Raw genomic sequence first — 23261 nt, 5'->3', positions numbered from 1 at the left:
CCTCGTCTCATCTTGTCACCGGAACCCGGGGCCGGAACCCGATCGCCACCCATAGTCCGCACAAGGTGAAAGCCGCCAGAATCACCGCGAGACCGACGAAGGCGGACCCCAGCGAGACCTGTGAAGCCCGGCCGATCAACGGCATCAGCAACGCCGTGCCCAAGCCGATCGACAACAGGCGCAACGAAGCCATTTTCGCCTTGTCCGCGTCACCGGCGTGCTGTTGCAGGGTGGTGATCAGCCAGGTGAGGCTGTTGAAGTTGGCGAAGCCGACGACGAAGTAGCCCAGAAAGTGTACCGCCGGGTGGCCCGACGACGACAAGAGCAAGGCCATCGCGGCCTGCACGCCCGCCCACACGGGCAGCAACCGCTGGGTGACGGTGTAGCGGGTGACGAGGCTCGCGGCGATCATTCCGATGCCGAACGTCGCCTCCAGCGCCGCGATGAACCAGCTTTGGCCGTCGTAGTAGTCGGCGACGAGGGGCACGACCAGTGTGCTCAAGCTGTGTGCGGCGACGAAATCCGCCGCACACATCACGAGCATGGCGAAGACCACCAACTCCCCGCGGTATTGACGAAGCATCTGCCGCCAGTCGCGAAGGGCCGCCGGCAGAGCCGCGCGGAGCGGCACCGACGAAAGTGCGCCTTGGCCTTCGGCCTTGTCCAGTTTCACCGTGGACATCCACAACGCGGCGCCCGCCGATGCCGCCGCGGTCAGCAGCAGCGCCTGCGCGGCGGTTCCCTTGATCAGTACCAGGCCGAGGAGCGCCATCCCGCCCAGTACACCGACCTGGATCGCCGCGCCGCTCAGGCCGTTGACCTTGATCTTGTTCTCCGCGCTCACATGGTGTGCGATGAACTTGAACAAGGCCGTTCGCTGGACGTTGTCGAGCATGGCCAGCAGCATCGCGGCGATCGTGATCAACGGGACCGCCTGTGTACCCGCCCCTGCCCCGATCAACGCGATCGCCAGCACCACGATCGCCCGCGAGAAACTGCAGACCGCGTACACCCGTTGGGATCTGAGGCCGTCGACCAGCGGGCCGGCGAAGGGCAGCACGGCGATCGCCCCGATCCCCTGGGCGGTGATGACCACCGCGAACGCCAGCGGCGTGCCCGTGATGGTGAACAGCAACTGCCCCAGAGCGAGGACGTAGATCCCCACCCCCACGCTCGACAGCAGGATCGAACCGAGGACCGTGCGTGACTTGGGGTCCCGCCAGATCATCGCTGCCCCACGCGACGGTCGATGACCGGTTTGATCTTGCCGCTCACCGGATCACGGTCGAGGGTGCCCTCGGCATGGCATTCGACGACGAGGTCGAAGACGTCCAGAGCTTTGTCGAAATCATCGAGATCCTCATCGAGGTCGAACCACTCGAGCAGGTGGCCGCGTACCTCAGCGGGATCCGGCGACGACGGTGACTCGATCCGCATGATCAGGGTCTCCGTGCCGCCGTCCGAAATGATTTCGATCTGGAGCTGGGAGACCTGGAACTTCGCCAGCGCGCCCACCACGTCCCGGTAGCCCAGTCTGCTCCGGCTCGCCATGATCTTGATCAGCCCGTCGGAACGGCCGAGATACTCGAGCACCTTGCCCGAAACCCCGCAGCCGCACTCGTGATGGTAGACGCGGCCGCTGTCCCCGATCCGGTACCGGATCAGCGGCCCCTCGAACTTCTGCAGACTCGTGATCAGCAGCTCGCCGGGTTCACCGGCCGGCACGGGTTCGCCGTTCTCCCCGACCACTTCGATGAGGTTGTAGTCCTCGCAGAGGTGGTGGGTCGTCCCGCTCATCTCCCCGCATTGATAGCCGAGCTGGGCTCCGTCGTTCGCGGCCAGGATGCTGGAGATGACCTCCGTGCCGAGGTTCTCCCGCAACCAGACCTTGTCGGTCTCGCTCATCGGCAGGCCACCGTAGATGACCTTCCGCAGGCGTAAGGCGGGGCGGCGTACCTTCGCCTCGCGCAGCAGCGGCATGATCAGCGCGGGCTGGCCGACGAGCACGTCGGGGCCGAAGATGTCGGTCAACGTCACCAGATCCTCGACCGAGATGGACTGGCCCATCGTGTAGCACTCCACCGGCATCCTGGCGAACTCGCTGAGGGTGGTGGTGAGCCCGCCGTACATCTTGCCGCCGTAGAGGGTGTTGATCAACCGGTCTCCCGGGCGCAACCCGAGTTCGTAGAAGAGCGGCACGGCCTCGCGCACCATGTTCTCCCAGTCGGTCCGCGAATACACGACATAACGCGGCTGCCCGGAGGAGCCTCCGCTGCGCAGCACCTCGCCGCTGGGCGGGTCGTCGGTGAGCATGCCCCGGCCGGCGGGCAGCGAATGCGCGTCCAGATCGGTCTTCTCCAGCACGGGCAGCCGCGCCAGGTCCGCCAATCCGTCGACGGCGGGAAAGTCACGGTAGAAGGCGGTGCGCCGGGCCCGTTCGACGACGTACCGGAGTTTGGCGTCCAACCGCTCGCTCCCCCGCGCGTCATCGAGGCTGCGAACGACCGAAAGCCGGGTGGCCATCAGGTAGTCGCGGCGGAACAGCCGCCGGACCCAGTCCGATCGGCAGTCCAGTTCCAGTGCCGAACCGGCGGCCCTCGCCGCCTCGCCGGGTTTCCCCGGATCGACGTGGATCCGGATGTCCCACGACTTCGCCTGCTCGGCGTCGCCGAACAACTCCCCGTCGCCCGACCCGGCCGACGGAACGCCGCTCCACCGCTCCGGGCGGATCGGAACCAGATCCGGGACGTGGACGACCACCCCCTCCGGGACGGCCTCACGCTCGTCGGCCACTCGTGCGTCCGGCAACGGGAAACCGGGCTGCCGGAGCAGTTTGATCAACCCCTCCCAGAACGGCCGCCTCGCGGTGCGGATGACCACGGTGTCGCCCGCTGCCCAGCCGAGCAGGAGCCCCCGTACCGTGTTGCCCGCCCGGCGATCGTCCAGGATCAGCGTGCCGATCGGCCGGAACTCCTCGACCTCGTTGGTGTCCACCAGCACTCGCCAGGGGTACTGGTCCAAACCGCCGAAAAGCTCGTCGAGCGCTCCGGCCAGTCTTCCTCCGGCGAAGATGGCCGCCAGCCGGGACAGGCCCGCATCCGCCAGGTGTGTGCTCAGCTCGCCGCCCGGGTCTCCGGACAGCGCGGCCGCCGCGTGGTCGACCGCCAGCACGACGTCGGTCGGGTAGTGCCTCATTCCGTTCCTCCCGCATCGACCGAAATGGATCGCGCGCACTCCGTGAGGAACTCCCTCAGTACGCCGTCGTCGCGATGGGACGCCTCGATGAAGACCGGTGCCAGCCACTCGTGATACGTGACGTGGTCGGGCAAAGGATCCGTGGGCGCCAGCCGGTGGACATGGTCCACACAGGAATGTGTCCGCAAGCGATCGGGGATCGTGATCGTATGTCCGCGCCCCCCTTCCAGGTGATGCCCCGGGAACACGAGCCAGCCGTGGTACCGGCCGCTGGCCACGGTGGGTTCCGGCCGGTCCAGGCCGAGCCGGATGGCGATCTCGTGCGCGGGCAGGTGCACGCCGCGATGTCGTAGATGTGCGGTGATCACGCCGGCGCCGCCTACCCGGTTGGCGGCCTCCAGGAAGATCAGTTCCTCGTGCGGCGTCTCGAACATCTCGAGATGCAGAGAACCTTCCTCGATCTCCAACGCCTTGACCACCTGCTCCGCGAACACCCGATGCCGGGGGTCGAACGGGATCTGGTGGGACCCGAGCGGCAGGCCACCCACGAAGTCGATCGGCTTGTTGATGTACCGGCTGACCACGAGGTCGACCAGCGCACCGGCGCTCACCAGGCCGTCGGCGTGCAGGATCTCCCCTTCGACGTACTCCTCCAGCTGGTAGTCGTGTCGCTTGTCCAGCTTCCAGTAGGCACCCAGGGCTTCCATCGCGGTTTCGTAGACGTGGACGTCCTCGCTGGAGGCACCGCGACGTGGTTTGAGGACGGTCTTGCCCCGCCACGGCAAAGGACGGCAACTCATCGGAGCCGCGACGAACCGTGGATACCGCAGTCCCGATTCGGCGAGCGCCTCCTTCATGCTCACCTTGTCCCGGATCCGTTCCAGTTGCGGCAGTGAAGCGCCGGGCAACCCCAAGTGGTTCCGGACGTACCGGGCCTCCAGCTGCCCGAACTCCGAGAGCGAGAGCACCTTTTCGAAACCGTCCGCGCGCGAGACACGGGACGTGATCCCCTCCACCAGGTCCTGCCCGTCGTCGAGTTCGATGCGAACGCAGCGAAGATCGTCCGGCAGATCGGCCATCCGGCGCGGAAAGCCGATGTAGGTCACATCATGGCTTTCGTGGTCGAGGGCGGCGCGGTAGTCGATTTTGGCGTCGGGCACCTGGTGGATGACCAAGATCTTCATTCCTGACACTCCAAGGCCGTGATTCCCCAGCTGAAGCCCATGGCGCTGGTCGCGAGCAGGATCAGGTCACCGTGCCGCAGCCTTCCCTTCGCCATCAGCCCCTGGAGGGCGATCAGCGTGTCGGCGCAGCCCATGTGGCCGAGCCGGTCGTAGTTGAAGACGCTCTTGTCCGCGGGGATGCCGATGCCGTGGACCAGCTTCTCGTGCATGTTCCGGTCGCCATGATTGATCAGGAAGTAGGCGATGTCCTCCAGCCCCCTGCCCAGCGCCGACAATGTCTCCGCCACCAGAGAAGTGAAGTTCTCGACGTAGGCCTCCGCGAGTCCTTCGCGACGGCTTTGCCGCCGGATGGTGACCCGGTCCGGTCGGCGCTCCCCGGCGTAGTAGTCGGACCAGCCGGGATCGGTGCGCATGGCCGAGTGCAGCACCTCGAACGCCGGGACGCCGCGGCCGAGCAGCACCGCGGCGCCCGCGTCCCCGAAGTTGAACAGTGCCTTGGAATCCGGGTCGCTGTAGTCGACAAGGCGGCTCAGCCGGTCTCCGGTGAGCACCAGGGTGTACTCGCTGCGGCCGAGGGCGAGTTCGTCACAGGCCACCCGGACGGCCGCCATCAGCGCGTTGCAGAAGTTCACCACCTCGAAGCAATGCGCCTGATCGACGCCCAGTTCATGCGCCACCTTGGCCGCGGGCGACCAGAACGGGATGTCCCATTCGCCCGAACCGGCGTAGATCACCTGCCCGATGGCGGACCGTGACACCCGAGTGCGTTCGAGTACCGCGGTCGCGGCGGCGAGCGCGAGTTCCCACGCTTGTTCCCCTTCCCCCAGCGCGGGGAACTCCTCGCAGTGCGTGATCGCCAGGATCTCCTCGATGTCCACACCGGACGCGGTGTGCATGTCCTGGACTTTCGCACTGGACCGCGGGAAGACCACCTCGAAGTCGAGGATCCCACTCACCGTTCGTTCGCTTTGATACTGATCCGGTGCACCGTGCGGGACACGCCGGGCTCGACGGCGGTCGCCGCGTGGTAGGTCGTCGCGGTCTTCCACACCACGAGGTCGTTCGGTGTCCACCGATGGGTGTAGACGTGGGCTTCATCCTGGATCAGCTGGTCCAGCAGCGCGAAGAAGGCCTCGTTTTCGTTGGCGTCGAACCCGTTCACCGAATCCATGTACTCCGGTGCGCCGTAGAGGTACTCGCGTCCGGTGTCCGGGTCCACCCGTACCAGCGGGTGTTCGACCTTCGGGTGTTCGAGGTCGACCTTCGCCCTCAGTTCGGCGATGGACAGGCCGACGTCTTCGGCGCGGACCCGGAACCGCTTGTTCACCGTGTGCAGCGCCGTGCGCCCGGCGATCTTGGCCTTCCACTCCGCGGGCAGGCGGTCGTAGACGTCCGCCGCGTTGGCGTAGAGGGTGTGGCCGCTGGCCCGCGGGACGTTCACGCCGTGGAGCATCGTGTACGGCGCGGGGTTGCCGACATAGGAAGAGTCCTGGTGCCAGAAATTCCCGACCCTCGCGACCCCGATCGGCTTGTCGTTCTTCACCTCGTTCGAGGAGATCATGATCTCCTCGATCTCGGGATGGCGGTACTTGGCCATCAGGAACGGCACCGGCTTGCCGAGCCGCTGGGCCAGTTCCAGCTGCTGTCGCGGTTTCAGCGCGAGACCGCGGACGACCACGAGTTCCCGCAAGTGCAGGATTTCGGTGAACTTGCCGAACACGTCGTCCGTGGCCAGTTCCTCATAGGTGAGGTCCAGCATCTCGGAACCGATGAATGAAGTGAGTTCGTTGATCCGCATTTCTTCTCCTGAACTGTGTTCGATCAGTTAGCGGTGGTTTCGTCCTCGATGGACAGGCAACGCCCGAGTGCGCCGACGAAGCCGTCGATGTGCTCATGAGTCCGGTAGGGAGCGACGGTGATGCGGAATCTCTCACTGCCCTTGGGAACGGAGGGGAAGTTGACCGGTTGCACGTAGATGTCGTGCTCGTCGAGCAGCCGCTTCGACACCTTCTTGACCCGATCGCTGCCCGGCACGAGCACCAGAACCAGGTGGCTCTCGGCGCGCAGGAACTCGATGCCCGCCGTGCGGAGGGCGTTCTTCAGGTAGGCGACGTTCGCCCGCAAGGCACGCCGCATACCCTCGTCACGCCGGATGACCTCGAGGCTCTTGAGCGTGCCGTCCAGTACGGCTCTCGGGATGGTGGTGGTGAAAATGAACCCCGGCGCGTGGGAACGGACGTAGTCCAAGGCGCTGTCCGGACCTGCCACGTATCCGCCGGTGGTGCCGACCGCCTTGCCGAAGACCCCCTGGATGAACGTCGCACGATTTTCACCGATCTCCTCACAGATGCCCGCGCCCGTCGGCCCGTTGGGCCCGATGGCATGCGTCTCGTCGATGAAGGTCAGCGCGTTGTACTTCTCGGCCAGATCGCAGATGGCCGCCACCGGGGCGGTGTCACCGTCCATCGAGTACACGGACTCGAACACGATGAGCTTGGGATGCTCGAGTTCGTACTCGCCCAGCGCGCGTTCGAGCGCCGCCAGGTCGTTGTGCGGGAAGATGTGCTTGCGGCTTCCCGACCGCCGGATCCCCTCGATGAGCGAGCGATGATTGAGCGAGTCCGAGAAGATCACCAGGTCCGGAATGCCCGAGGCCAGTGTCGTGAGCGTCTCGAAGTTCGCGACGTAGCCGCTCGTGAAAACCAGTGCGCGCTCCTTCCCGTGCCAGGCGGCGAGCTCGGCTTCCAGCCGAACGTGCGCCTCACTGGTTCCCGCGATGTTGCGCGAACCGCCGTTGCCGACACCGTGGAGTTGCGCGGAGTCGATCTGCGCCTGGATCACGTCCGGATGCTGGCTCATGCCCAGATAGTCGTTGGTGCACCAGACCTGGATCTTCCGGCCGGCGTGAAAAGCGTGTCCCTGCTCGGCGGCCAGATAGCTGCACGGGACGTAGTGCCGGTAGAGGCCACTCAGCTTCAGGTCTTCGATTTTCGCCTTCAGTATGTCCAAAGTGGATTTGGTATCTCGGGTCACGGATATCGTGGGCATGCTTGTCCCCTGGTTTCTTTGTGATTACGTGCGTGAGAAGCCGAGCCGAGGTCAACCGGCTACCGGCAAAGTGATCTCACTGAAGCCGAGCTGCGCGGAAATCCGGGTTCCCGCCGGATAGCGCAGCGTGAAGTCGCGGTCGGTGGAGATCAGGACGATTCCCAGCCGGTGCCCCGCCTTGAACCGGTACTCCTGCGGCTGCAGATCCCACCGCAAGGGGTAAGTCCGGTCCGGCCGCAATGGTTCGGTGACGCTCGCCGAATGCCTGTTGCGCACGTCGAGCCAGCCGCGACTCACCACTTGATACGGTGTCTGCGCGGTGGTGTACCGGTAGATCGCCCGGCAACCGGAATTGCCCGGAATGCTGTCGCCGAAGCACCAGGATTCGTCGGTGGGCCCGAATCCGGTCGGGCGGGTATCGGTGCCGTAGTCGACCAAAAGCGCGGTCAGGTAGGGCGACGGGCCTGCCACCGAAGCCCGCAAAGTCACCTCGGGCACCCCGGAAAGACGCAGATCCTTCGGCAACGGCTCGGTCAGGTAGACGAGCCGGTTGGAGTCAGCGCTACCGGGATCGGCGACCAGATCGTCGGCGGTCCGTTCGGGCGCGTCGACGAACTCCTGGCGATGCCCGAAGCCGGCGGGCCACGGCGCCAGACTGCCCGGCTGGGCCTGGGAGTTCCCCGCCCCGAAGCGGAAGGTCACCGGACGCGCGGCCGGATCGGGCCAGTTCCGGTACCCCTGCCAGATCGCGGGCTCGGTTTCCACCTGGACCCTCGGCTCACCGAGGGCACCGTTGCGCACTCCGTAGAGCCAGTGGTCGAACCACTGGTGGACAGCGTCGGTCCACACCTGCCGGCGGGCGTGGAGAATATCCACGTGTGGCGTGCGTGCCAGCCACAACCGTCGCGGGACATCGTTGCGCTCCAGCGCTTTCCACAACTCGGCGAACTGCTTGGGTTTGACGTTCCAGTCGCCTACGCTGCCCACCTGGAACACACTGGCCTTGAATTTCGGGACGTCCTTGACGAGGTTTCGTTCGTGCCAGAAGGCGTTGTAGTCCCCGCTGACCCTGTTCATCTCGCGTTCGATCCGGTGCACGGCCTCTGCGCAGACGCCGGGGTTCTTGCGGGTGAGCACCACCTTGGCGTGCAGATCCGCGTCCTCACCGCCGTACCCGCCCGGAGCGACGACGCCGCCGTTCGCCCGGTAATACTCGTACCAGCTGGACACCGACCCGGTGGCCACAACGGTTTTCAGACCGGCTACTCCGGTTCCGGCGACGGCCAGCGCGAGTGAAGCGTTGTAGGCGCCACCCGCCATCGCGACGTTCTTCGTGGACCAATCCGCGCCGACCGGAGCGCCTTCGTTCGAGAACGCCCGGGCACGGCCGGTCAGCCAGTCGATCACCGATTTCACGGCGAGCTTCTCGTCGGTACCGACGACACTCGGGCAACCGTCCGACTCGCCGGTTCCCAAACCGCTCACCGAAAGGACCGCGTAGCCGCGAGAGACGAAGTAATTGTCATAGTTGGTGCGTGCGTAGTCCACCCCGGGCCATGGCCCGGACGGCGGCGACCACGGGGACAACCGGGGCACGTCGGTGACGTCCACCGGGTGATACGGCGCGTCGACCAGTCCACCGAAATAGGGGCTGGCTTCCACGATCGACGCGACCTTGAGACCCTGCCGCGTTTCCTTGGGCCGGGTAACATAAGCGGCGACACGATCTTTCCGGCCGTCGGCGTCACTGTCCACCGGAGTCTCGACGTACACCGTTTCGCGTACCGCGTCGGCGTACGAAAAAACGGGCTGGGTTTTACCTTCACGCACGATCACTTCGGTCGTGGCTTCAGCCGTCGCGGGCGCGAGAGCGACTCCCAATGCCAAACCGATACCGACTATCAGTCCACTTCGGACATTCCCCAGGGCCTTCGGCGACCACCTTGACCGGGCATGATTCATCATCGAACTTCCCCCATCGCCAGTTGCCCAACGACTATGACCGAGAACCACGGGGGGCGCAAGACTTTCCAACCAGCAGGCCCTTTCGGGCGAATTTCAAAAGTTTCGACATAGGTCCCCGGCAGTTCGATCATTCTTTGCCACCGATAGAATCGTTCAAGACCGGGCGGATTCTGCCGATTCCGGCGACGTCACCCCGCACCGGGAACGAATCCCACCATGCAGACTTCGCGTCCCGAATCGGGCCGATCATCGACGCGGAACAGATTTCCGGTTCACCGAACGGATCGAATCTAGTCCGTTGACCGGAACCGGCTCGTCCATTTGCAGGCATAACATCCGCATTGATTATCGCCAGGCGCGCGTGAAGAAGAAGTCGCGGCCTCGATGAGGACGACGCCCGTTGTAATGATCGACATACCTGTCCAGCACGACCCGCGGATGCCCCCCGTGATCGGCAACCGGTCGGTGACTGCGGCCCTGAAAGTGCGGACGAACCTCTCAGCGACCCGGCAAGCGTACGGCGGTCTCGATCCCGAATCCGGCCGGACAGTGGCGTTGCGGCCAACACGATGGCGCTGCCTGATCGCCGGTCTGTCTCGAACAGGACGGTCCCGGCGGTGGCCGAGTGGGCACGAAGAGACGGGCCGCAGCGTCGGCGGTGACTTCCGCGTCGACCTCCCCGCCTAGCCGGCCGACCAGCACGGTGCAGAGTCCAGCCTGGACGTAGAACAGATCGAACCGGACGGCAGAGGCACTGACGACCGACGGTTCGGAGTCCACCGCCCGGCAGGCGACCAACCCACGCTCGCAGGCGGGAAGAAGAAACCCGACTTCGGTGAAGTAGTGGTGTAAGCAGGCCCCCAACCGGAAGGACCCCATGACAGAGGCGGGGCACAGGACAGTCGAGGCAGGCGTGAGCGGGGTCGACCTTGGCGCCCGTTTACTCCGGGATCCGGAGTCCTTCACCGAAGTGCACGACCGCTACTTCGCGCTCATCTTTCGGTATGTGGCCGCTCGCCTGGGCGCTCAGGCCGCGGAGGACGTCGCATCCGAAACGTTTCTGGTCGCGTTCGACCGTCGGAGCACGTACGACGCCGAACGTGGTGACCTGCGCGTCTGGTTGTTCGGCATCGCCACGAACCTGGTGGCCAGACATCGCCGCCAGGAAGCGCGCCGCTATCGGGCGCTGGCTCGGATCGCTCCAGCTCCGGACGCCGAGGGACACGAGAGTCGAGTAGTCGCCTCCGTGGCCGCACGGCGACTGGCTCCAGAACTCGCAGTGGCGTTGTCTCGGCTGTCGCCGGGAGAACGTGACGTGCTGCTGCTCGTCGCGGTCGGGCAGCTCGGCTATGAGGAAGTGGCCTCGGCGCTCGGCATCTCCTCAGGCACCGTCGGCTCCCGGATCAACCGGGCCCGCAAGAAGCTCAACACCGCCCTTTCCCCGGAGGTTCACGATGAATGACCTGGATCTACTGCGCACCGCGTTGGTCTGTGACGAGCCGTCCCAGGAGGTGATCGACCGCAGTCGGCACCGCCTGCAGAACCATTTGCGTGGCGTCTCCAAGCCCCGCAAGCGGATCGGATGGCTGGTCGCTGGATCGGGGGTCACCGCGGCGGCGGCCGCCGCCGCCGCGGTGTTCGTCCTCGTGCCCGGCCCCCTGGCAGGCGGCCCCCCGTTGGCGGGGTCACAGGTCCCGATTGTCGCCAAGACGGTCACCGGCCAGGAGATTCTGCTCGCGGCTGCCACCGTGGCCGAACGCACACCCGATGGGGTGGGCACTTACTGGCACGTCCACGTGACGACCCCGACCATCACCTACGAATATTGGGTCAAGGCCGACGGCAAGAGGTGGTTCCGGGGTGCGAAATCCGGCAACCAGGTCATCGCGTTGGAGCCACCCCAGGCGAAACCGTTCTCGCTGGTCGGCGTCGATCTCACCCTCGAGCAACTGCGTGGCCTACCCACGAGCCCGGACGCTTTGACGGCATGGATCGCCGAAGCACTGACACACTCGACCGCGCGTACGAGTGCGGGCCCGCTCACCGCGGCCGACCGGAAAGATGCGGCATTCCTGTCGTTGATTTCGCTGGCCTCGACACTGCCCGCCCCGCCCGCGGTCCGGGCTGCGGCGTTCCGCGCACTTGCCGCGTATCCAGGCGTCCGGAGCCTCGGTGACCAACCCGGCGGCCAAGGTCTGCTGCTGCCCGACGACCAGCGCTTCGTGGTCGACCCGGCAACCGGCAGGGTCAACGGGACGTCGGTGTTCGTCGACATGGAGGGCGGGCTGAACAAGATAGCCGGCTCACCCGGCGCCAAGATCACCGCGGAATGGATCAACGACCTGCCCGCATAACCGGGAGTCATCCAGACCGCCTGTCGTGAGCGGCGATTCGGGCTCTAACAGGTACCTACCGCGTGACCTGCGGCCTGATGTCGGGTGAGGTACATGAAGGCCCCCTTCCTGTACCTAGACGCAGGGAAGGGGGCCTTCATGTACTGGGATGCGGCTGCCGTGGCTGTCACGGTGGTCCCGCTGTCACCAGGGGGCGCCTCGGAGGGTAGTGAAGGACCGGTGAGCGGTTCCTCGTCAGGTGATCATGTCCGACCTCACGACCCCCTGGACCGAGCGGGCGAACGGGCGCGTCTCCCTCACCGACGGGAACCATGCGGCATGAACATCGTCGCCACCGGACCATGAACCAGGAGCTCTGTCGGGACATGTCGGAAACATTGACCCCGGGCACGACAATTCCTTCGTCGAGCTTGCCTTCGAGCGCACTCGAACGTTTAACGTCAACGCTGTGAAGACGATCAGCGGTACGAAGACATGGATCATCACTGGAGCGTCGTCGGGCTTGGGGCTGGCTTTGGCCGACGCGGCATTGGAGGCGGGCGAATGCGTGGTCGGGACCGCTCGGCGTACGGGACGGTTCGATGCGCTGCGGGCCAAGCACGGTGACCGGTTTCTGGCGCTCGAGCACGACGTCCGGGACACAGAGGGCGCCGCCGTGGTTGTGAAGCGAACTGTCGAGACGTTCGGCCGGGTGGATGTCCTCGTGAACAACGCCGGCGCCGGTCAGGTCGGTGCCGCCGAAGAGATCACGGACGCGCAGTTGCGCGACATGCTCGACCAGCATTTGTTCGGTCCTGCGGCGTATGTCCGCGCCGTGTTGCCACACATGCGGCAGGCGGGGTCGGGGGCGATCGTGCAGATGAGCAGCCAGGGCGGGCGGATGTCGTTCCCGGCGGTCGGCAGCTATTCGGCGGGGAAATTCGCGTTGGAGGGATGGTCGGAAGCGCTGGCGGGAGAGGTCAAGCCGTTCGGGATCCAGGTGCTGATCGTGGAGCCCAGCCGTTTCCGCACCGAGTTCAACGCCGGCGGAGTGCTCGGAACCGCGCCGCGTAACCGTGCCTACGACGAGGTCACCGGCGGCATCCGCACCAATATGACCGATGCGGACGGCAACCAAGAGGGCGATCCGGTGCGCGGTGCCGACGCCATCCGCCGAGTGCTGGATGCCGAGCATCCGCCCCTGCGACTCCCCCTCGGAGCAGAGGCCGTACGCAATCTCACTCGCGCGTACACGACCGCGCTCGAAGGGGTGCGCACGTGGGCGGAGACCAGCGAGTCCGCCGACTTCCCCGGTATGCCGCCGTCGGTCCGGGCTTTCTGAGGACACTTACGATGGTGAACATAGCGACCGACACGATCCTCGAACGACTGCTCGCTTCCTCGGGCGATCACTCGGTCACCATGATCGACAGACTGCACGAACTCCTGGACGATTCCAGCCTGGACACGTCGGCGACGCCCGTCACCGTTGCCAAAGCGTCCAAGATCATCGGCCTGTCTCCGCACACCCTGCGGTACTACGAGCGGGAGGAGCTCGTCCGGCCCACGCGCAACTCGTCCGGCTACCGGATGTATTCGGTGTCTGACTTGCGACGCCTGGTGTTCCTGGCTCGGATGCGTGTCTCGGGCATGTCGATGCAGGACCTCAAGCACTACGTCGCGCTGGTCGAGCAAGGCGAGAGCACGATCCCGGAGCGTAGTCGCATGATGCTCGAGCAACGCGATCGTATCCAGCGGCGGCTGCACGAGCTCGCCATCGCCATGGAGGCCACCGAGTACAAGATCCGCACGTACGGTGGCGCCCCGCCGCGGCAGGACTGACGCCGCCCGCCGACACGCGCCGTCGCTCGAGGCGTCGGAGAGTGGCTGTCCGGGGTGATGTCATTCTCGGCTCTGCCTGTGATGGTGACGGAGGAGCAGCGAACAAGTTATGGCGACCGCCCCGATCGCCAGTGACGGGAGCGTGTATCGGTCGACGACGTCGAGCAGCGCGTTTCCGATGGTCGCCGCACCGACCACCCAGATCGTCGCCCACAGGACCGCGGCGATGCCGCATGCCGCGGCGAACCTGCGATAGGGCATCGTCGACGCCCCCGCCGCCGCGGCGACGAAGGTGCGGATACCCGGGAGCAGCCGCGCGATGATCACGAGCCAAAAACGGCCCGCCACCTGAACGCGGGCCCTCTCCCACCGGCGGCTTCCGAGACGTTTGATCAGTCTGGTGTCGCCGAGCCGTGGACCGAGAGTGCGGCCGACCGCGAACCCGATGTGGTCTCCGATGAAGGCGCCCAGGGCGCCTGCGACCACGGCGAGTGCGATGAGTTCGACGCGCGGGGTCAGGGCGATCGTCACCAAGACGACGCCGGTCTCTCCCGGGAAGACCGCTCCGACACCGAGCGCCGCGTCGACGGCCGCGAACAGCAGGACGCAGACCAGCAGGAGCGCGACATGGCCGCTGGCTTGTTCGAGGAAGGAGCGAAGGAGATCGATCATGAACACGACCGTAGATCCGCCGGGCCGGCGTCGGCACTCGCGATCGCCTGCTTCTCGACTGACGATCGTCAGTTCACCTGGGCGAGGTCGTGTACCTGCGTTGACCGGCATGGGGGACGACTTCGATGACCGCGTCATAGGTGGCGGCAGGCGGACCGCCGCGGCTTGCCTGGCCTCGATCTGTGCAGGCGCTTCCACGAACTGGCTGGTCGATGCGCCCGCACCGGTTTTGGGCATCGTCGCGGTCGCCGCCCTGGTGCTGGCGCTCACGACACCCGACGCGAGGGTGCTCGCGGTCGTTGTGGGGTCGGTGTCGGCGGCCACGGTTATTCGGCTTCCAGGACCGCGGGTCGAGGATGCCCTCCAGGGGGTGATCTTTGGCCTGCTCACCGCGTTGACGCTGGCGGGGCCGCTAACGTTACGACGCGCTCTGCGGCAGCGGCGCGACTTCCGGCGGCGGGGGTGGCAGTTCGCTGAGGCCGAGTCACGGCGGCGTGCGAGCGAGATCCGTGCCGCTCGGCAACGGGAGCGGATGGTGCTCGCCGCCGAGATGCACGACGGGCTCGGTCACACCCTTACGCTGATGGCTGTCCGGTTGGGGCGGCTTTCGCTCGCCCGTTCACTCACGGCCGTCGATCGGGCGGAGGTCGCAGGTGTCCGGCGGATGGCGGCGGAGGCGGCAGACGAACTCGGACTCGCAGTCCGGCTGCTGCGCCAGTCCGACGACGCGGTGGCGGCGTGGACGCCGCTGACGATCGATGACGCGGTCGAGGGTGCGCGTAAAGCGGGCATGCTGGTCGATGCGCGCATTGAGAGTGAATGGGACGACCGGCTCAGTGACGGAGCAGCCAACGCCGTCGCTCGCGTGATTCAGGAGGGGCTCACCAACGCCGCCAAACACGCGCCCGCGCAGCTTGTGAAGATTCTTGTCACGCTCTCCGACGAGGACGTCGTCGTTCAGCTGTGCAATCGCTTGTCTGAACGGACAATCGAGTCCAGCGGGTCCGGATCTGGATTCGGCCTGGTCAGCCTTCGTCATCGGGCCGCGATGTTGGGCGGTGACCTGACCGTCCAGGAGAGCCCGGACATGTTCACCCTCACCCTCACCCTCCCCCTTCAGGCACGGCCGACCACCGACAGCGCGCCCCGTCACGACGAAATCGTTGCCGCGGAAGCCACCGCGGCGAAGATTCGATTACAAGCCACTCGAGCCGTGGTGGGACCAACGGTGGCGATCGTGAGCGCGCTCGCGTGCGTGGCGATCAAATACTTCGTGCTCGCCAACACGCTGTCCGTGATGAGCAGCGCACAATTCGCCGAGATCGCGATCGGCGACGACAGGGCGGTGATCGAACAGGCTCTTCCCTCCCTCGAACTGCTCGACCCGCCTCGGGACGAGTTCCCTGCCCGACCGGACGAAGACTGCCTCTACTTCGAAGCCGAGGTGAGTTTCTTCGAACGCGTCGACGTCTATGCCGTCTGCTTCGCATCAAGCCGAGTCACCAGAACCGCGACGGTGGCCGCGCCATGACCGCTGACGACGGAGCGAGCACACAGCCGATCCGTATCCTCATCGCCGATGACGACCATCTCGTGCGAGCTGGCATAGCCGGGATCCTGGTCTCCGATCAGGACATCTCGGTCACCGCGCAGGCCGCCAGCGGTCACGAAGCGATCAACGCAGCTGTCGCCAAGCGCATCGATGTCGCGCTTCTCGACATTCAAATGCCTCGTCTCGATGGCATTCAGGCTCTTCGAGAGATCCGGCGGCGGCGGCCCCGGCTCCCGATCGCCATGCTGACCACGTTCTCCGACGAGGAGCTCATCGCCGACGCGATCGGCGCGGGCGCACTTGGTTTCCTGCTCAAGTCAGACGAGCCCCAACAGCTCATCGGCGGTGTCCGGGCACTGGCGCAAGGAGGCGGCGCTTTCTCGCCTCGCGTGGCGCGCTGGCTCGCGACCCGCGAACGAGCTGGTCTCCACGCCGCGAAGGCGCGCATGGATATCACGAACATGCTTACGTCGCGCCAGATCGAGCTCCTCACCCACATCGGCGACGGTCGTTCGAACGCTCAGATCGCTGACGCGATGCACTTGTCCGAAGGCACCGTGAAGCAGTACGTATCCGCACTATTCGACACTCTCGATGTCGACAACCGAGTGCACGCGGCCGTCCTCGCCTACCGAAGCGGCCTGCTCCGGTGAGGAATGGGACAGGCCCGGTGCCCATCGACAAAGGCGAGCCCCTTCATCGAGCGGTCAGTGCCTTGCCCGAATAAAGATCCTTGGCGATACACGCCAGACGCTCCATGCCCGTGCCATCGAGTGGGTCGACGCCGAATGCTTCGGTGATGCGAGCGCGCAGGATGAGTATGGACAGGTCGTGGACGAGAAGGATCACCGCGAGGTCGTCTCGGTCGACTCCCGAAGCGACCATTCCGGCCTCGGCCAGTTGCTCGATGAGGCCGCGTGCGAACTCAGTGAGTCGCTCGAATGCGTGTCGAGAACGGTCACCTTCTCCCGTCAGCAGTTTTGCCAGGTACGGGCCTATGCTCGAGGTGCCGAGCAGCCGAGAGATCGGTGCCCCCATCGCGTCAAGGCCGAAGTCTCCGCCGGACTCGATCGCTACGCCGTGCAGTAACCGTTCTGTGACGCCTAAGACGTGTTCGTCGGCCGCCGCGATCAGTCCGTCCCGCGAGCCGTAATGCTTGATGATGAGCGCTTGGGACACTTCGGCCTGGACGGCGACGTTCCGAAGCGGTACGGCATCGACACCGTGACGGCCGAACAGTTCGACGGCGGTGTCCCTGATGATCGCCTTCGCCGTTCGATCCTCGGGTGAATACATGGTTACCATAGTGACTAAGTATTCACCAAAGGACAAGTAGGCACCGGAGGAAGCGCCGATGGCGGTATTACGTTCATGGATCGACCGCGCGGACCAGACCTTGATCGCCCCCGGGGCGACTTCGATCGAGCGGCTGCTCGGCTATGGCGCCGGGGTTCTCGGCGCGGTGTTCGCCGGGGCCTTGGCCGTTGCCGTGGCGCTGCCGGCACTCCCGGCGATCATCCTCGTCCTGGTCGGTTTCGACCTCTTCGGAGGCGCGGTGGTGAACGCGACGCCATCGGGCTCGCGTCGGTTTCACGCATCCGGATCCCCGCGATGGTCGGCGCTCGGGTTCGTCGCCGCACACATCCATACGCTGGTACTCGCGTTCGTCCTGCCCGGGATGCCGTGGGCGACGGCGATCGCCGCCTATGCGGGGACGGTGCTCGCCGCCGTTCTCGTGATCCTCGCCCCCGACGCCTTCCGTCAGCCCGTCGCCTTCGCGTCGGCCGTGGGCCTGATCGCCGTATGCACCGCCGTCCTGCCGCCGACCGCCGTGCTGGCCTGGGTGGTGCCGCTCCTGGTGATCAAGTTGTTGCTCTCACACCTGCTACCGCACCCAGCCCACGCCGCGTTCGAGGCCAGTCGGTGAGCAGGTTCGCGACTTGACGGGATCAAAGGATCCTCATGAGCGTCAGAGGCGCTCACAAAGGCCGGCCACATGCGCGTGCAGGACCTCCTCGGCCGTTTCCGCGGTCAGGTGGCCGATGAGCACGTGGCCGGTGAGGCCGTCGGCGAGGGCGAGCAGGGTGCGAGCCGCACGCCGCGGATCGGGCGGGACGACGTCTTCATCGGCCGGACCGCTCTCGGCTGCGACCGCCGCGATGAGGCGCGCGAGGAGGTCCTCGAGGGCCGCGTAGCTGGTTCTCAACGGCCCGGCGAGCGGCTCGTTGACGGCCGCCTGGGCAAGGAACGCGAGCCAGATCCGTGCTTCGGCGCGGTGTTCTTCGCCAAGCAGGGCGATCTCGGCGGCCACGCCGGCCAGTGCGGCGGCGGCCGGCTGGCCCGGGTTCCGGGCCAGCCGGTCGCGGACGCGTTCGATGAGGCGCTCGCCGACATGGTCGACGGCGAACAGAAGCATTTCTTCCTTGCTGCGGAAGCAGCGCTGAACGGCACCCAGGGAAACCTGCGCGCGGGCGGCGACGTCGCGCATCGTCACCCCCTCGGGTCCGTGTTCGTCGGAAAGGACACAAACGGCTTCGGCGATCTGACGGCGGCGGCCTTCGTAGTCCACCTGCTTGGGCATGTGCGGTCACCTCCTTATTCCGATACCAGCGTATCGGAACCGGTGTATGGTGCCGATACCAGCACGTCGACCTAGGGACGGGAACGCGAAGATCATGCAAGACGCCTTGTGGAAGTCGCCGGCGGCCGTTCAGGCGAAGGCTGTCCGAGACGGAGGGATATCGGCGGTCGAACTGATCGACAGCCATCTGGAACGCATCGCCGAAGTCAACCCGCGGGTCAACGCCGTCACCCAGCTCATGGCCGAACGTGCCCGCGACGCCGCCGCGCGGCTGGACCGGCGGAGGGCCTCGGGCGAGGACCTCGGGCCCCTGGCCGGCGTGCCGTTCACGGTCAAGGAGTCCACCGCTGTCGAAGGTGTGCCGACCACGTTCGGAGTGGCGCGTTTCCGCGACATGGTGGCCCCCGCGGACGCGCTGCCGGTGGCTCGGCTCCGTGCGGCCGGGGCCATCCCCATCGGCCACAGCAACATGCCCACCCTGATTCTGGCGGGGATGCACTCGCGCAGCGAGTTGTTCGGCGACACCGTCAACCCCTGGGACCCGAGCCGCACCCCAGGGGGCAGCAGCGGTGGCGACGGGGCGGCCGTGGCCACCGGCATGGCCGCGCTCGGGCTCGGCAACGACTCCGGCGGATCGGTACGGATCCCGGCTTCGTTCTGCGGCGTGGCGGGGTTGAAGCCGACCGCCGGGCGATTCCCCGCCGACCCCCGCATCCTCGGCCAGGACGACCCTGGACCGGCTTCACAAATGCTGGTCACCGACGGGCCGCTGGCCCGCCGGGTCGCCGACCTGCGATTGGCATACGAGGCGCTGGCCGGAACCGATCCGCGGGACCCGCGGGCCGTGCCGGTGCCCCTTGACGGTGAGCCGGTGCCGGGCCGGATGAGGGTCGCGGTCGTCGCCGACCCCGGCGGCCACGGCGTCCACCCGTCGGTCCGTGGGGCTGTCGCCGCCGCGGCCGACGCGCTGCGGGACGCCGGGTACGACGTGCGGGAGGTGCCGGACGTTCCCCGGCTGGCCGAGGCACTCGAGACGTACGGCCGGATCACCGTGACCGAATTCGCCGAGACCTGGCCGGTGGTACGGACCCTGCTCGGCGAGGGTGGAGACCGCTACATCGGGATGGCGATGGAGAAGACTCAGCCCGCGACAGCCGCGGAGTTCATGAAGCTGATGGGAGTGTGGCTGGGCATCCGCCGTTCCTGGGCGGAGTTCCTCGACGAGTACCCGCTGCTGCTCGGACCGGTGTTCACCGAGCCGCCCGTCGAGCCGGGGCTGGAGTCACGCGACGACGCCGGAAGGGAACGAGTCGGCGCGGGTATGCGCCTGTGCACGGTGACCAGCTTCGTGGGCGTCCCCGGGGTGGCGGTGCCGACCGGAGTGACTCACGGACTGCCGTCCGGCGTGCAGATCGTCGGACGCGCGTTCCGGGAGGATCTGTGCCTGGCCGCTGCCCAGGAGATCGAGGACCGCCTCGGCGTGCTCACACCGATCGACCCACGCTCCGAAGCGGCCGCATGACGGGCGACGCCACCGGCACCGAGCAGCGAACTGGGCGGCAAGCAGAGGCGAGCATCCGGGGAGTCGCATCCGCGGTTCCTTCTCCCCTGCCGGTGCCCGAACGACAACCGGAACGGACACCATGAACACCCCCCTCGCGGACCCGCCTCAGCCCTCCTGCCGCGATCTGGTGGGCGCGCTCGCCCAGAACGACCGGCGCGCCGCCTACGCGGCCCTCGCCCTCGGTGCGACGACTGTGGCCGAAGTCGCCGACCGTGCCGGGCTGCGCCCACCGGCCGCCGCCGTGGCTTTGCAGAAGCTGGCGAACGTCAGAATCGCTTCTTTCGACCCTGAAAAGCACGTCTGCGGTCTGATCGACGACACCTTCCAGCTGGCCGTCCAAGCGGAAGCCAGGCTCGCCGGGCGAGCCGGCGGAGACGGAGCAGGCGCCTACTTCCGGCGCGGCCGCCTCACCTCCATCCCTGGCGACAAGACAGTGCGAAGCCGGGTGCTGGAGGTGGTGAGCGACTCGTTCGAACCCGGCGTGTCCTATCCCGAAGCCAAGGTCAACGCGATTTGCGGCGAGTGGTTCGACGACTGGGTGACCCTGCGCCGCGCCCTGGTGGACGAGGGCATGCTGCGCAGGGACAAGTCCGGCGCGAGCTACGAGCGCGGCTGACGAACGGCGGTTTCCAGCACTGCGAATGGAGGACGCGGTGGCTGGGTGCGGTGAGGACGGCAGAACGATCTGCCGGTGCCGGTGGGGTGTCGTGCTGGATCAGATCGCCAGGGTCGGCATCGAGGGAACCCGGTCGGGCTGCGGGCGATAGCCACGCCAGGCAGCGGTCAGGCGTTGGACGGCTTCGGTCAGGTCGTCCGGCGTTGCGAGGAAGTGGAGTCGCAGATAGTCCGTGCTGCCTCCCTCGGCGTCGAGCCCGGTGCCCGGGAGCACCGCGACGCCGTGGCGCAGAGCGGTCTGGGTGAATGACGTCCCGTCGCCGTGCGGCAGCCGAACCCACAGGGTCTGGCCTCCGGGCACGGCAGGCACGTGCCAGTCCGGCAGGTGCCGGGCGAGCTCGGTACGGAGGTGGTCGTGGCGGGCCTGTCGCTCTGCGGCGCCGCGACGCTGGAGCGTGTCCAGGCGTGAGAACAGGTCGACGGCGGCCAGCTGCGCGGGGATGTTGCCGCCGAGGTCGTGCACTACCCGCAGCCGCGCCAGTCGTGCGACAACTCGAGCCGGTGCCCGTACCCAACCGATACGCAGGCCGCCCCAGGCGACCTTGCTGAGCGACCCGATCGTGATCACCTGGTCGTTGTAGGCGGCCAACGGCGGCGGTGTCGATTCGCCTGGGAAGCCGAGATCGGCGAGTACCTCGTCGTCGACAAGCACGACACCGGCGGCGACCGCGGTCTCCACCAGTCGCCGCCGTCGCAACGCGGGGATCACCGCCCCGGTGGGATTGTGGTGAGTCGCGATCGTGTAGGCGAGCACGGGACGGTGTTCGGCCGAGGCATCCGCGAATCCGGTGAGCCCGACGGGCGTCCCACGCAGCACGGCGCCCTCCGCCCGGAACGCTTCCAGCGCACCGTGATAGGTCGGGGTCTCCACCAGCACCCGGTCGCCGGGCCGGAGCAGCGCACGTGCCAGCAGTGACAGTGCCTGCTGCCCGCCGGCGGTGACCAGCACCTGGTCCGACGTCGTGGGCACGCCACGCTGCCGGTAGCGCTCGGCGATCGCGCGGCGCAGCGCGATGTGTCCCATCGGGTGGTAGCCGATGTCGTCCGTGGTGGCCGCCAGCTGCGGCAGGATCCGGGTATACGCCTCGATCAGCTCCGCGGGTGGGCCGGCCGGTGCGGCGCACGCCAGCATGATCACCCCGTCCTTCGGTTCGAACAGGTGCAGGAACGCCGGCGCGTCCGTGGTGGACCGGAGCGGGGTCGGGGCGGCTCCGGCGACCCTGGTGCCACTGCCCTGCCGACGTACGATGCGGCCCTCCACCGCCAGCTGGTCGTACGCCGCGACGACCGTGCTGCGGCCGACCGCCAGCGCCGAGGCCAGCGCGCGGTCCGGTGGCAGTCGCGAGCCCGGTGGTAGCTCACCGTCATCGATCAGCGTGCGCATCCGCGCCGCGAGCAGGACATACAGCGGTCCGCGGCCCGATGACCAGCGACCGAGGCGCTCGTTCAACCCAGTTGGCTCCATCAGCAAACCAATTTAGCGGCATTGGCTCTGCCACGACAGCGGGCTTGCTTCGATCATGGACGCCATGACCACCTTCACACCCAGCTCCATGACCAGCCTGATCGACAGCTCGGTGCGCTACGACCTGGCCGAAAGCACCTGCCCGCCGCTGCGGGTCGCTGATCTGGCCGGCCCTGGCGAGCTCGCGGACATGGCACTCGGCTACGGCACCTCACGCGGTGACGCCGAGCTGCGCGAGCTGATCGCCGCGGGTGCCGGGGTGAACGCCGAACAGGTGCTGGTGACGGTCGGCGCGATCGAGGCGATGTTCCTGCTCGCGCAGGCCACCTGCGTCCCGGGTGATCGGGTCCTCCTTGTCACGCCGTGCTTTCCGCCTGCGCGAACCGTCCCGGAAGGACTCGGTGCGCGGGTGGACGTAGTGCCGTTGTCGTTCGACGACGGTTACCGGCTGGCACTGGACACGGTCGCCGACGCGCTCACCCCCCGCACCCGGCTGGTGTCGCTGGCCTCACCGCAGAATCCTTCCGGTGTCCGTTTCACCGACGACGAGCTGCGCGGGCTGCTCGCCGTCGTGCGGGATCGCGCACCGGAGGCGGTCGTGCTGCTCGACGAGACCTACCGCGAGTCCACCTACGACGACGACCCGACACCCTGGTCGGCCGCAGCCATGTCGCCACAGCTCGTCACCTGCTCCTCGCTCTCCAAAGCGCACGGCGCGCCCGGCCTGCGCATCGGCTGGCTGACCACCACCGACCCCGAACTGTACGAACGGCTCCGCCAAGCCAAGTTCCACACCACCATCGCCTGCTCCACCGTCGACGAGTTCCTGGCCGTACATGTCCTCCGCCGGCGAAAGGAAATTCTCGCTCCCCGCGCCGAGCGGCTGGGCCGAGCGCTCGCCGAACTGGTCGACTGGGCACAGAACGAGGCCGTGGAGATCGTCCGCCCGGACGGCGGCGCCATGTGCTGCCTACGTCTGCCCGCCAACCTGTTCCCGCACGACGACGCGGTCGCCACGTTCTACGCCCGGCTCGTCAAGAGCGACACCCGCGTCGCGCGCGGCTCATGGTTCGGCGAGCACGACAGGGTGTTCCGGCTTGGCTTCGGCCACCTTCCGGCCGCCGACTTCAGCACCGCGCTCGACCGCCTCGCCGACGCCCTCACCCGCTGAACCCGGAGATGACC

General features: G+C 67.0%; 21 protein-coding genes. 10 read left to right on the top strand and 11 right to left on the bottom strand.

All coding sequences use genetic code 11. From position 1 onward, the window contains the following. Window positions 1–7: 7 nt before the first annotated feature. From ACZ6DT_RS19955 to ACZ6DT_RS19925, 7 genes are read right to left on the bottom strand one after another with little or no spacing between them, the layout of a single operon-like run. Entirely contained in the window at window positions 8–1228 is a 1221-nt protein-coding gene (locus tag ACZ6DT_RS19955; RefSeq protein WP_465597035.1) for an MFS transporter, read from the bottom strand. Beyond that, the gene (locus ACZ6DT_RS19950; protein WP_465597032.1) at window positions 1225–3195 is read right to left on the bottom strand and encodes a phenylacetate--CoA ligase family protein; all 1971 of its coding nucleotides are present in this window, start codon (window positions 3193–3195) and stop codon (window positions 1225–1227) included. Before ACZ6DT_RS19950 ends, ACZ6DT_RS19955 begins: the two co-directional genes overlap by 4 nt. Then, window positions 3192–4379 (bottom strand): ATP-grasp domain-containing protein, encoded by a 1188-nt coding sequence (locus tag ACZ6DT_RS19945; RefSeq protein WP_465597027.1) that lies wholly within the window; start codon window positions 4377–4379, stop codon window positions 3192–3194. The genes ACZ6DT_RS19950 and ACZ6DT_RS19945 overlap by 4 nt, the downstream gene beginning before the upstream one ends. Further along, window positions 4376–5335, bottom strand: a complete 960-nt coding sequence (locus tag ACZ6DT_RS19940) for a 3-oxoacyl-ACP synthase III family protein (protein WP_465597024.1) — start codon at window positions 5333–5335, stop codon at window positions 4376–4378. Before ACZ6DT_RS19940 ends, ACZ6DT_RS19945 begins: the two co-directional genes overlap by 4 nt. Then, a complete protein-coding gene (locus ACZ6DT_RS19935) occupies window positions 5332–6177 on the bottom strand; it encodes a TauD/TfdA dioxygenase family protein (protein ID WP_465597021.1) in 846 nt (281 codons plus the stop codon). The genes ACZ6DT_RS19940 and ACZ6DT_RS19935 overlap by 4 nt, the downstream gene beginning before the upstream one ends. Window positions 6178–6200: 23 nt before the next feature. Continuing rightward, window positions 6201–7427 (bottom strand): 5-aminolevulinate synthase, encoded by a 1227-nt coding sequence (gene hemA / locus ACZ6DT_RS19930; protein ID WP_465597018.1) that lies wholly within the window; start codon window positions 7425–7427, stop codon window positions 6201–6203. A gap of 51 nt (window positions 7428–7478) precedes the next feature. Next, a complete protein-coding gene (locus tag ACZ6DT_RS19925; RefSeq protein ID WP_465597015.1) occupies window positions 7479–9257 on the bottom strand; it encodes a Xaa-Pro dipeptidyl-peptidase in 1779 nt (592 codons plus the stop codon). A gap of 1012 nt (window positions 9258–10269) precedes the next feature. Between ACZ6DT_RS19925 and ACZ6DT_RS19920 the strand changes: the two genes are divergently transcribed. The 4 genes from ACZ6DT_RS19920 to ACZ6DT_RS19905 all read left to right on the top strand — a co-directional run bounded on the left by ACZ6DT_RS19920 (window position 10270) and on the right by ACZ6DT_RS19905 (window position 13567). Next, a complete protein-coding gene (locus ACZ6DT_RS19920) occupies window positions 10270–10854 on the top strand; it encodes an RNA polymerase sigma factor (RefSeq protein ID WP_465597012.1) in 585 nt (194 codons plus the stop codon). Beyond that, on the top strand, window positions 10847–11746 hold the full coding sequence (locus ACZ6DT_RS19915) for a CU044_5270 family protein (protein WP_465597010.1): 900 nt from the start codon (window positions 10847–10849) through the stop codon (window positions 11744–11746). Before ACZ6DT_RS19920 ends, ACZ6DT_RS19915 begins: the two co-directional genes overlap by 8 nt. 448 nt (window positions 11747–12194) lie before the next feature. Further along, on the top strand, window positions 12195–13067 hold the full coding sequence (locus ACZ6DT_RS19910; protein WP_465597007.1) for an SDR family NAD(P)-dependent oxidoreductase: 873 nt from the start codon (window positions 12195–12197) through the stop codon (window positions 13065–13067). A gap of 11 nt (window positions 13068–13078) precedes the next feature. Continuing rightward, entirely contained in the window at window positions 13079–13567 is a 489-nt protein-coding gene (locus ACZ6DT_RS19905; protein WP_465597004.1) for a MerR family transcriptional regulator, read from the top strand. Between the two features lie 60 nt (window positions 13568–13627). On the opposite strand, the gene ACZ6DT_RS19900 is transcribed toward ACZ6DT_RS19905, so the two are convergent. After that, a complete protein-coding gene (locus ACZ6DT_RS19900) occupies window positions 13628–14239 on the bottom strand; it encodes a DedA family protein (protein WP_465597001.1) in 612 nt (203 codons plus the stop codon). On the opposite strand from ACZ6DT_RS19900, the gene ACZ6DT_RS19895 reads away from it, so the two are divergent. After that, window positions 14238–15770, top strand: coding sequence for a sensor histidine kinase (locus ACZ6DT_RS19895; RefSeq protein WP_465596998.1), 1533 nt, complete (start codon window positions 14238–14240; stop codon window positions 15768–15770). The two genes, ACZ6DT_RS19900 and ACZ6DT_RS19895, sit on opposite strands and share 2 nt — an antisense overlap. Beyond that, window positions 15767–16444: a response regulator gene (locus ACZ6DT_RS19890; protein ID WP_465596995.1), complete on the top strand. Its 678-nt coding sequence runs from the start codon at window positions 15767–15769 to the stop codon at window positions 16442–16444. The genes ACZ6DT_RS19895 and ACZ6DT_RS19890 overlap by 4 nt, the downstream gene beginning before the upstream one ends. Window positions 16445–16487: 43 nt before the next feature. Here ACZ6DT_RS19890 and ACZ6DT_RS19885 read toward each other — a convergent pair whose 3' ends face one another. Continuing rightward, window positions 16488–17087 (bottom strand): TetR/AcrR family transcriptional regulator, encoded by a 600-nt coding sequence (locus ACZ6DT_RS19885; RefSeq protein ID WP_465596992.1) that lies wholly within the window; start codon window positions 17085–17087, stop codon window positions 16488–16490. Window positions 17088–17145: 58 nt separating this feature from the next. Between ACZ6DT_RS19885 and ACZ6DT_RS19880 the strand changes: the two genes are divergently transcribed. Then, on the top strand, window positions 17146–17718 hold the full coding sequence (locus ACZ6DT_RS19880) for a hypothetical protein (RefSeq protein WP_465596989.1): 573 nt from the start codon (window positions 17146–17148) through the stop codon (window positions 17716–17718). 42 nt (window positions 17719–17760) lie between these two features. Here ACZ6DT_RS19880 and ACZ6DT_RS19875 read toward each other — a convergent pair whose 3' ends face one another. After that, window positions 17761–18372 carry a TetR/AcrR family transcriptional regulator gene (locus tag ACZ6DT_RS19875; RefSeq protein WP_465596986.1) on the bottom strand — a complete coding sequence of 204 codons (612 nt, stop codon included), beginning with the start codon at window positions 18370–18372 and terminating at the stop codon, window positions 17761–17763. A 94-nt stretch (window positions 18373–18466) separates the two neighbouring features. On the opposite strand from ACZ6DT_RS19875, the gene ACZ6DT_RS19870 reads away from it, so the two are divergent. Further along, complete coding sequence (locus ACZ6DT_RS19870; protein ID WP_465596984.1) at window positions 18467–19894, top strand: amidase; 1428 nt, start codon at window positions 18467–18469, stop codon at window positions 19892–19894. Window positions 19895–20015: 121 nt separating this feature from the next. Continuing rightward, entirely contained in the window at window positions 20016–20552 is a 537-nt protein-coding gene (locus tag ACZ6DT_RS19865; RefSeq protein ID WP_465596981.1) for a DUF2087 domain-containing protein, read from the top strand. A gap of 99 nt (window positions 20553–20651) precedes the next feature. Here ACZ6DT_RS19865 and ACZ6DT_RS19860 read toward each other — a convergent pair whose 3' ends face one another. After that, on the bottom strand, window positions 20652–22061 hold the full coding sequence (locus ACZ6DT_RS19860; RefSeq protein WP_465596978.1) for an aminotransferase-like domain-containing protein: 1410 nt from the start codon (window positions 22059–22061) through the stop codon (window positions 20652–20654). A gap of 79 nt (window positions 22062–22140) precedes the next feature. On the opposite strand from ACZ6DT_RS19860, the gene ACZ6DT_RS19855 reads away from it, so the two are divergent. Continuing rightward, window positions 22141–23247: a pyridoxal phosphate-dependent aminotransferase gene (locus ACZ6DT_RS19855; RefSeq protein ID WP_465596975.1), complete on the top strand. Its 1107-nt coding sequence runs from the start codon at window positions 22141–22143 to the stop codon at window positions 23245–23247. Window positions 23248–23261 lie beyond the last annotated feature (14 nt).

The organism is Amycolatopsis sp. NPDC041971 (genome assembly GCF_055588925.1).
This window is presented reverse-complemented; position numbering and strand designations above follow the sequence as displayed.

What these genes read in the sequence shown, in the direction of transcription:
- ACZ6DT_RS19915 (WP_465597010.1), top strand. Translation starts at nt 10,847, where the DNA reads ATGAATGACCTGGATCTACTGCGCACCGCGTTGGTCTGTGACGAGCCG.
- ACZ6DT_RS19935 (WP_465597021.1), bottom strand. Translation starts at nt 6,177, where the DNA reads ATGCGGATCAACGAACTCACTTCATTCATCGGTTCCGAGATGCTGGAC.
- ACZ6DT_RS19885 (WP_465596992.1), bottom strand. Translation starts at nt 17,087, where the DNA reads ATGTATTCACCCGAGGATCGAACGGCGAAGGCGATCATCAGGGACACC.
- ACZ6DT_RS19955 (WP_465597035.1), bottom strand. Translation starts at nt 1,228, where the DNA reads ATGATCTGGCGGGACCCCAAGTCACGCACGGTCCTCGGTTCGATCCTG.
- hemA (WP_465597018.1), bottom strand. Translation starts at nt 7,427, where the DNA reads ATGCCCACGATATCCGTGACCCGAGATACCAAATCCACTTTGGACATA.
- ACZ6DT_RS19865 (WP_465596981.1), top strand. Translation starts at nt 20,016, where the DNA reads ATGAACACCCCCCTCGCGGACCCGCCTCAGCCCTCCTGCCGCGATCTG.
- ACZ6DT_RS19855 (WP_465596975.1), top strand. Translation starts at nt 22,141, where the DNA reads ATGACCACCTTCACACCCAGCTCCATGACCAGCCTGATCGACAGCTCG.
- ACZ6DT_RS19880 (WP_465596989.1), top strand. Translation starts at nt 17,146, where the DNA reads ATGGCGGTATTACGTTCATGGATCGACCGCGCGGACCAGACCTTGATC.
- ACZ6DT_RS19920 (WP_465597012.1), top strand. Translation starts at nt 10,270, where the DNA reads ATGACAGAGGCGGGGCACAGGACAGTCGAGGCAGGCGTGAGCGGGGTC.
- ACZ6DT_RS19905 (WP_465597004.1), top strand. Translation starts at nt 13,079, where the DNA reads ATGGTGAACATAGCGACCGACACGATCCTCGAACGACTGCTCGCTTCC.
- ACZ6DT_RS19950 (WP_465597032.1), bottom strand. Translation starts at nt 3,195, where the DNA reads ATGAGGCACTACCCGACCGACGTCGTGCTGGCGGTCGACCACGCGGCG.
- ACZ6DT_RS19870 (WP_465596984.1), top strand. Translation starts at nt 18,467, where the DNA reads ATGCAAGACGCCTTGTGGAAGTCGCCGGCGGCCGTTCAGGCGAAGGCT.
- ACZ6DT_RS19895 (WP_465596998.1), top strand. Translation starts at nt 14,238, where the DNA reads ATGAACACGACCGTAGATCCGCCGGGCCGGCGTCGGCACTCGCGATCG.
- ACZ6DT_RS19875 (WP_465596986.1), bottom strand. Translation starts at nt 18,372, where the DNA reads ATGCCCAAGCAGGTGGACTACGAAGGCCGCCGCCGTCAGATCGCCGAA.
- ACZ6DT_RS19890 (WP_465596995.1), top strand. Translation starts at nt 15,767, where the DNA reads ATGACCGCTGACGACGGAGCGAGCACACAGCCGATCCGTATCCTCATC.
- ACZ6DT_RS19945 (WP_465597027.1), bottom strand. Translation starts at nt 4,379, where the DNA reads ATGAAGATCTTGGTCATCCACCAGGTGCCCGACGCCAAAATCGACTAC.
- ACZ6DT_RS19900 (WP_465597001.1), bottom strand. Translation starts at nt 14,239, where the DNA reads ATGATCGATCTCCTTCGCTCCTTCCTCGAACAAGCCAGCGGCCATGTC.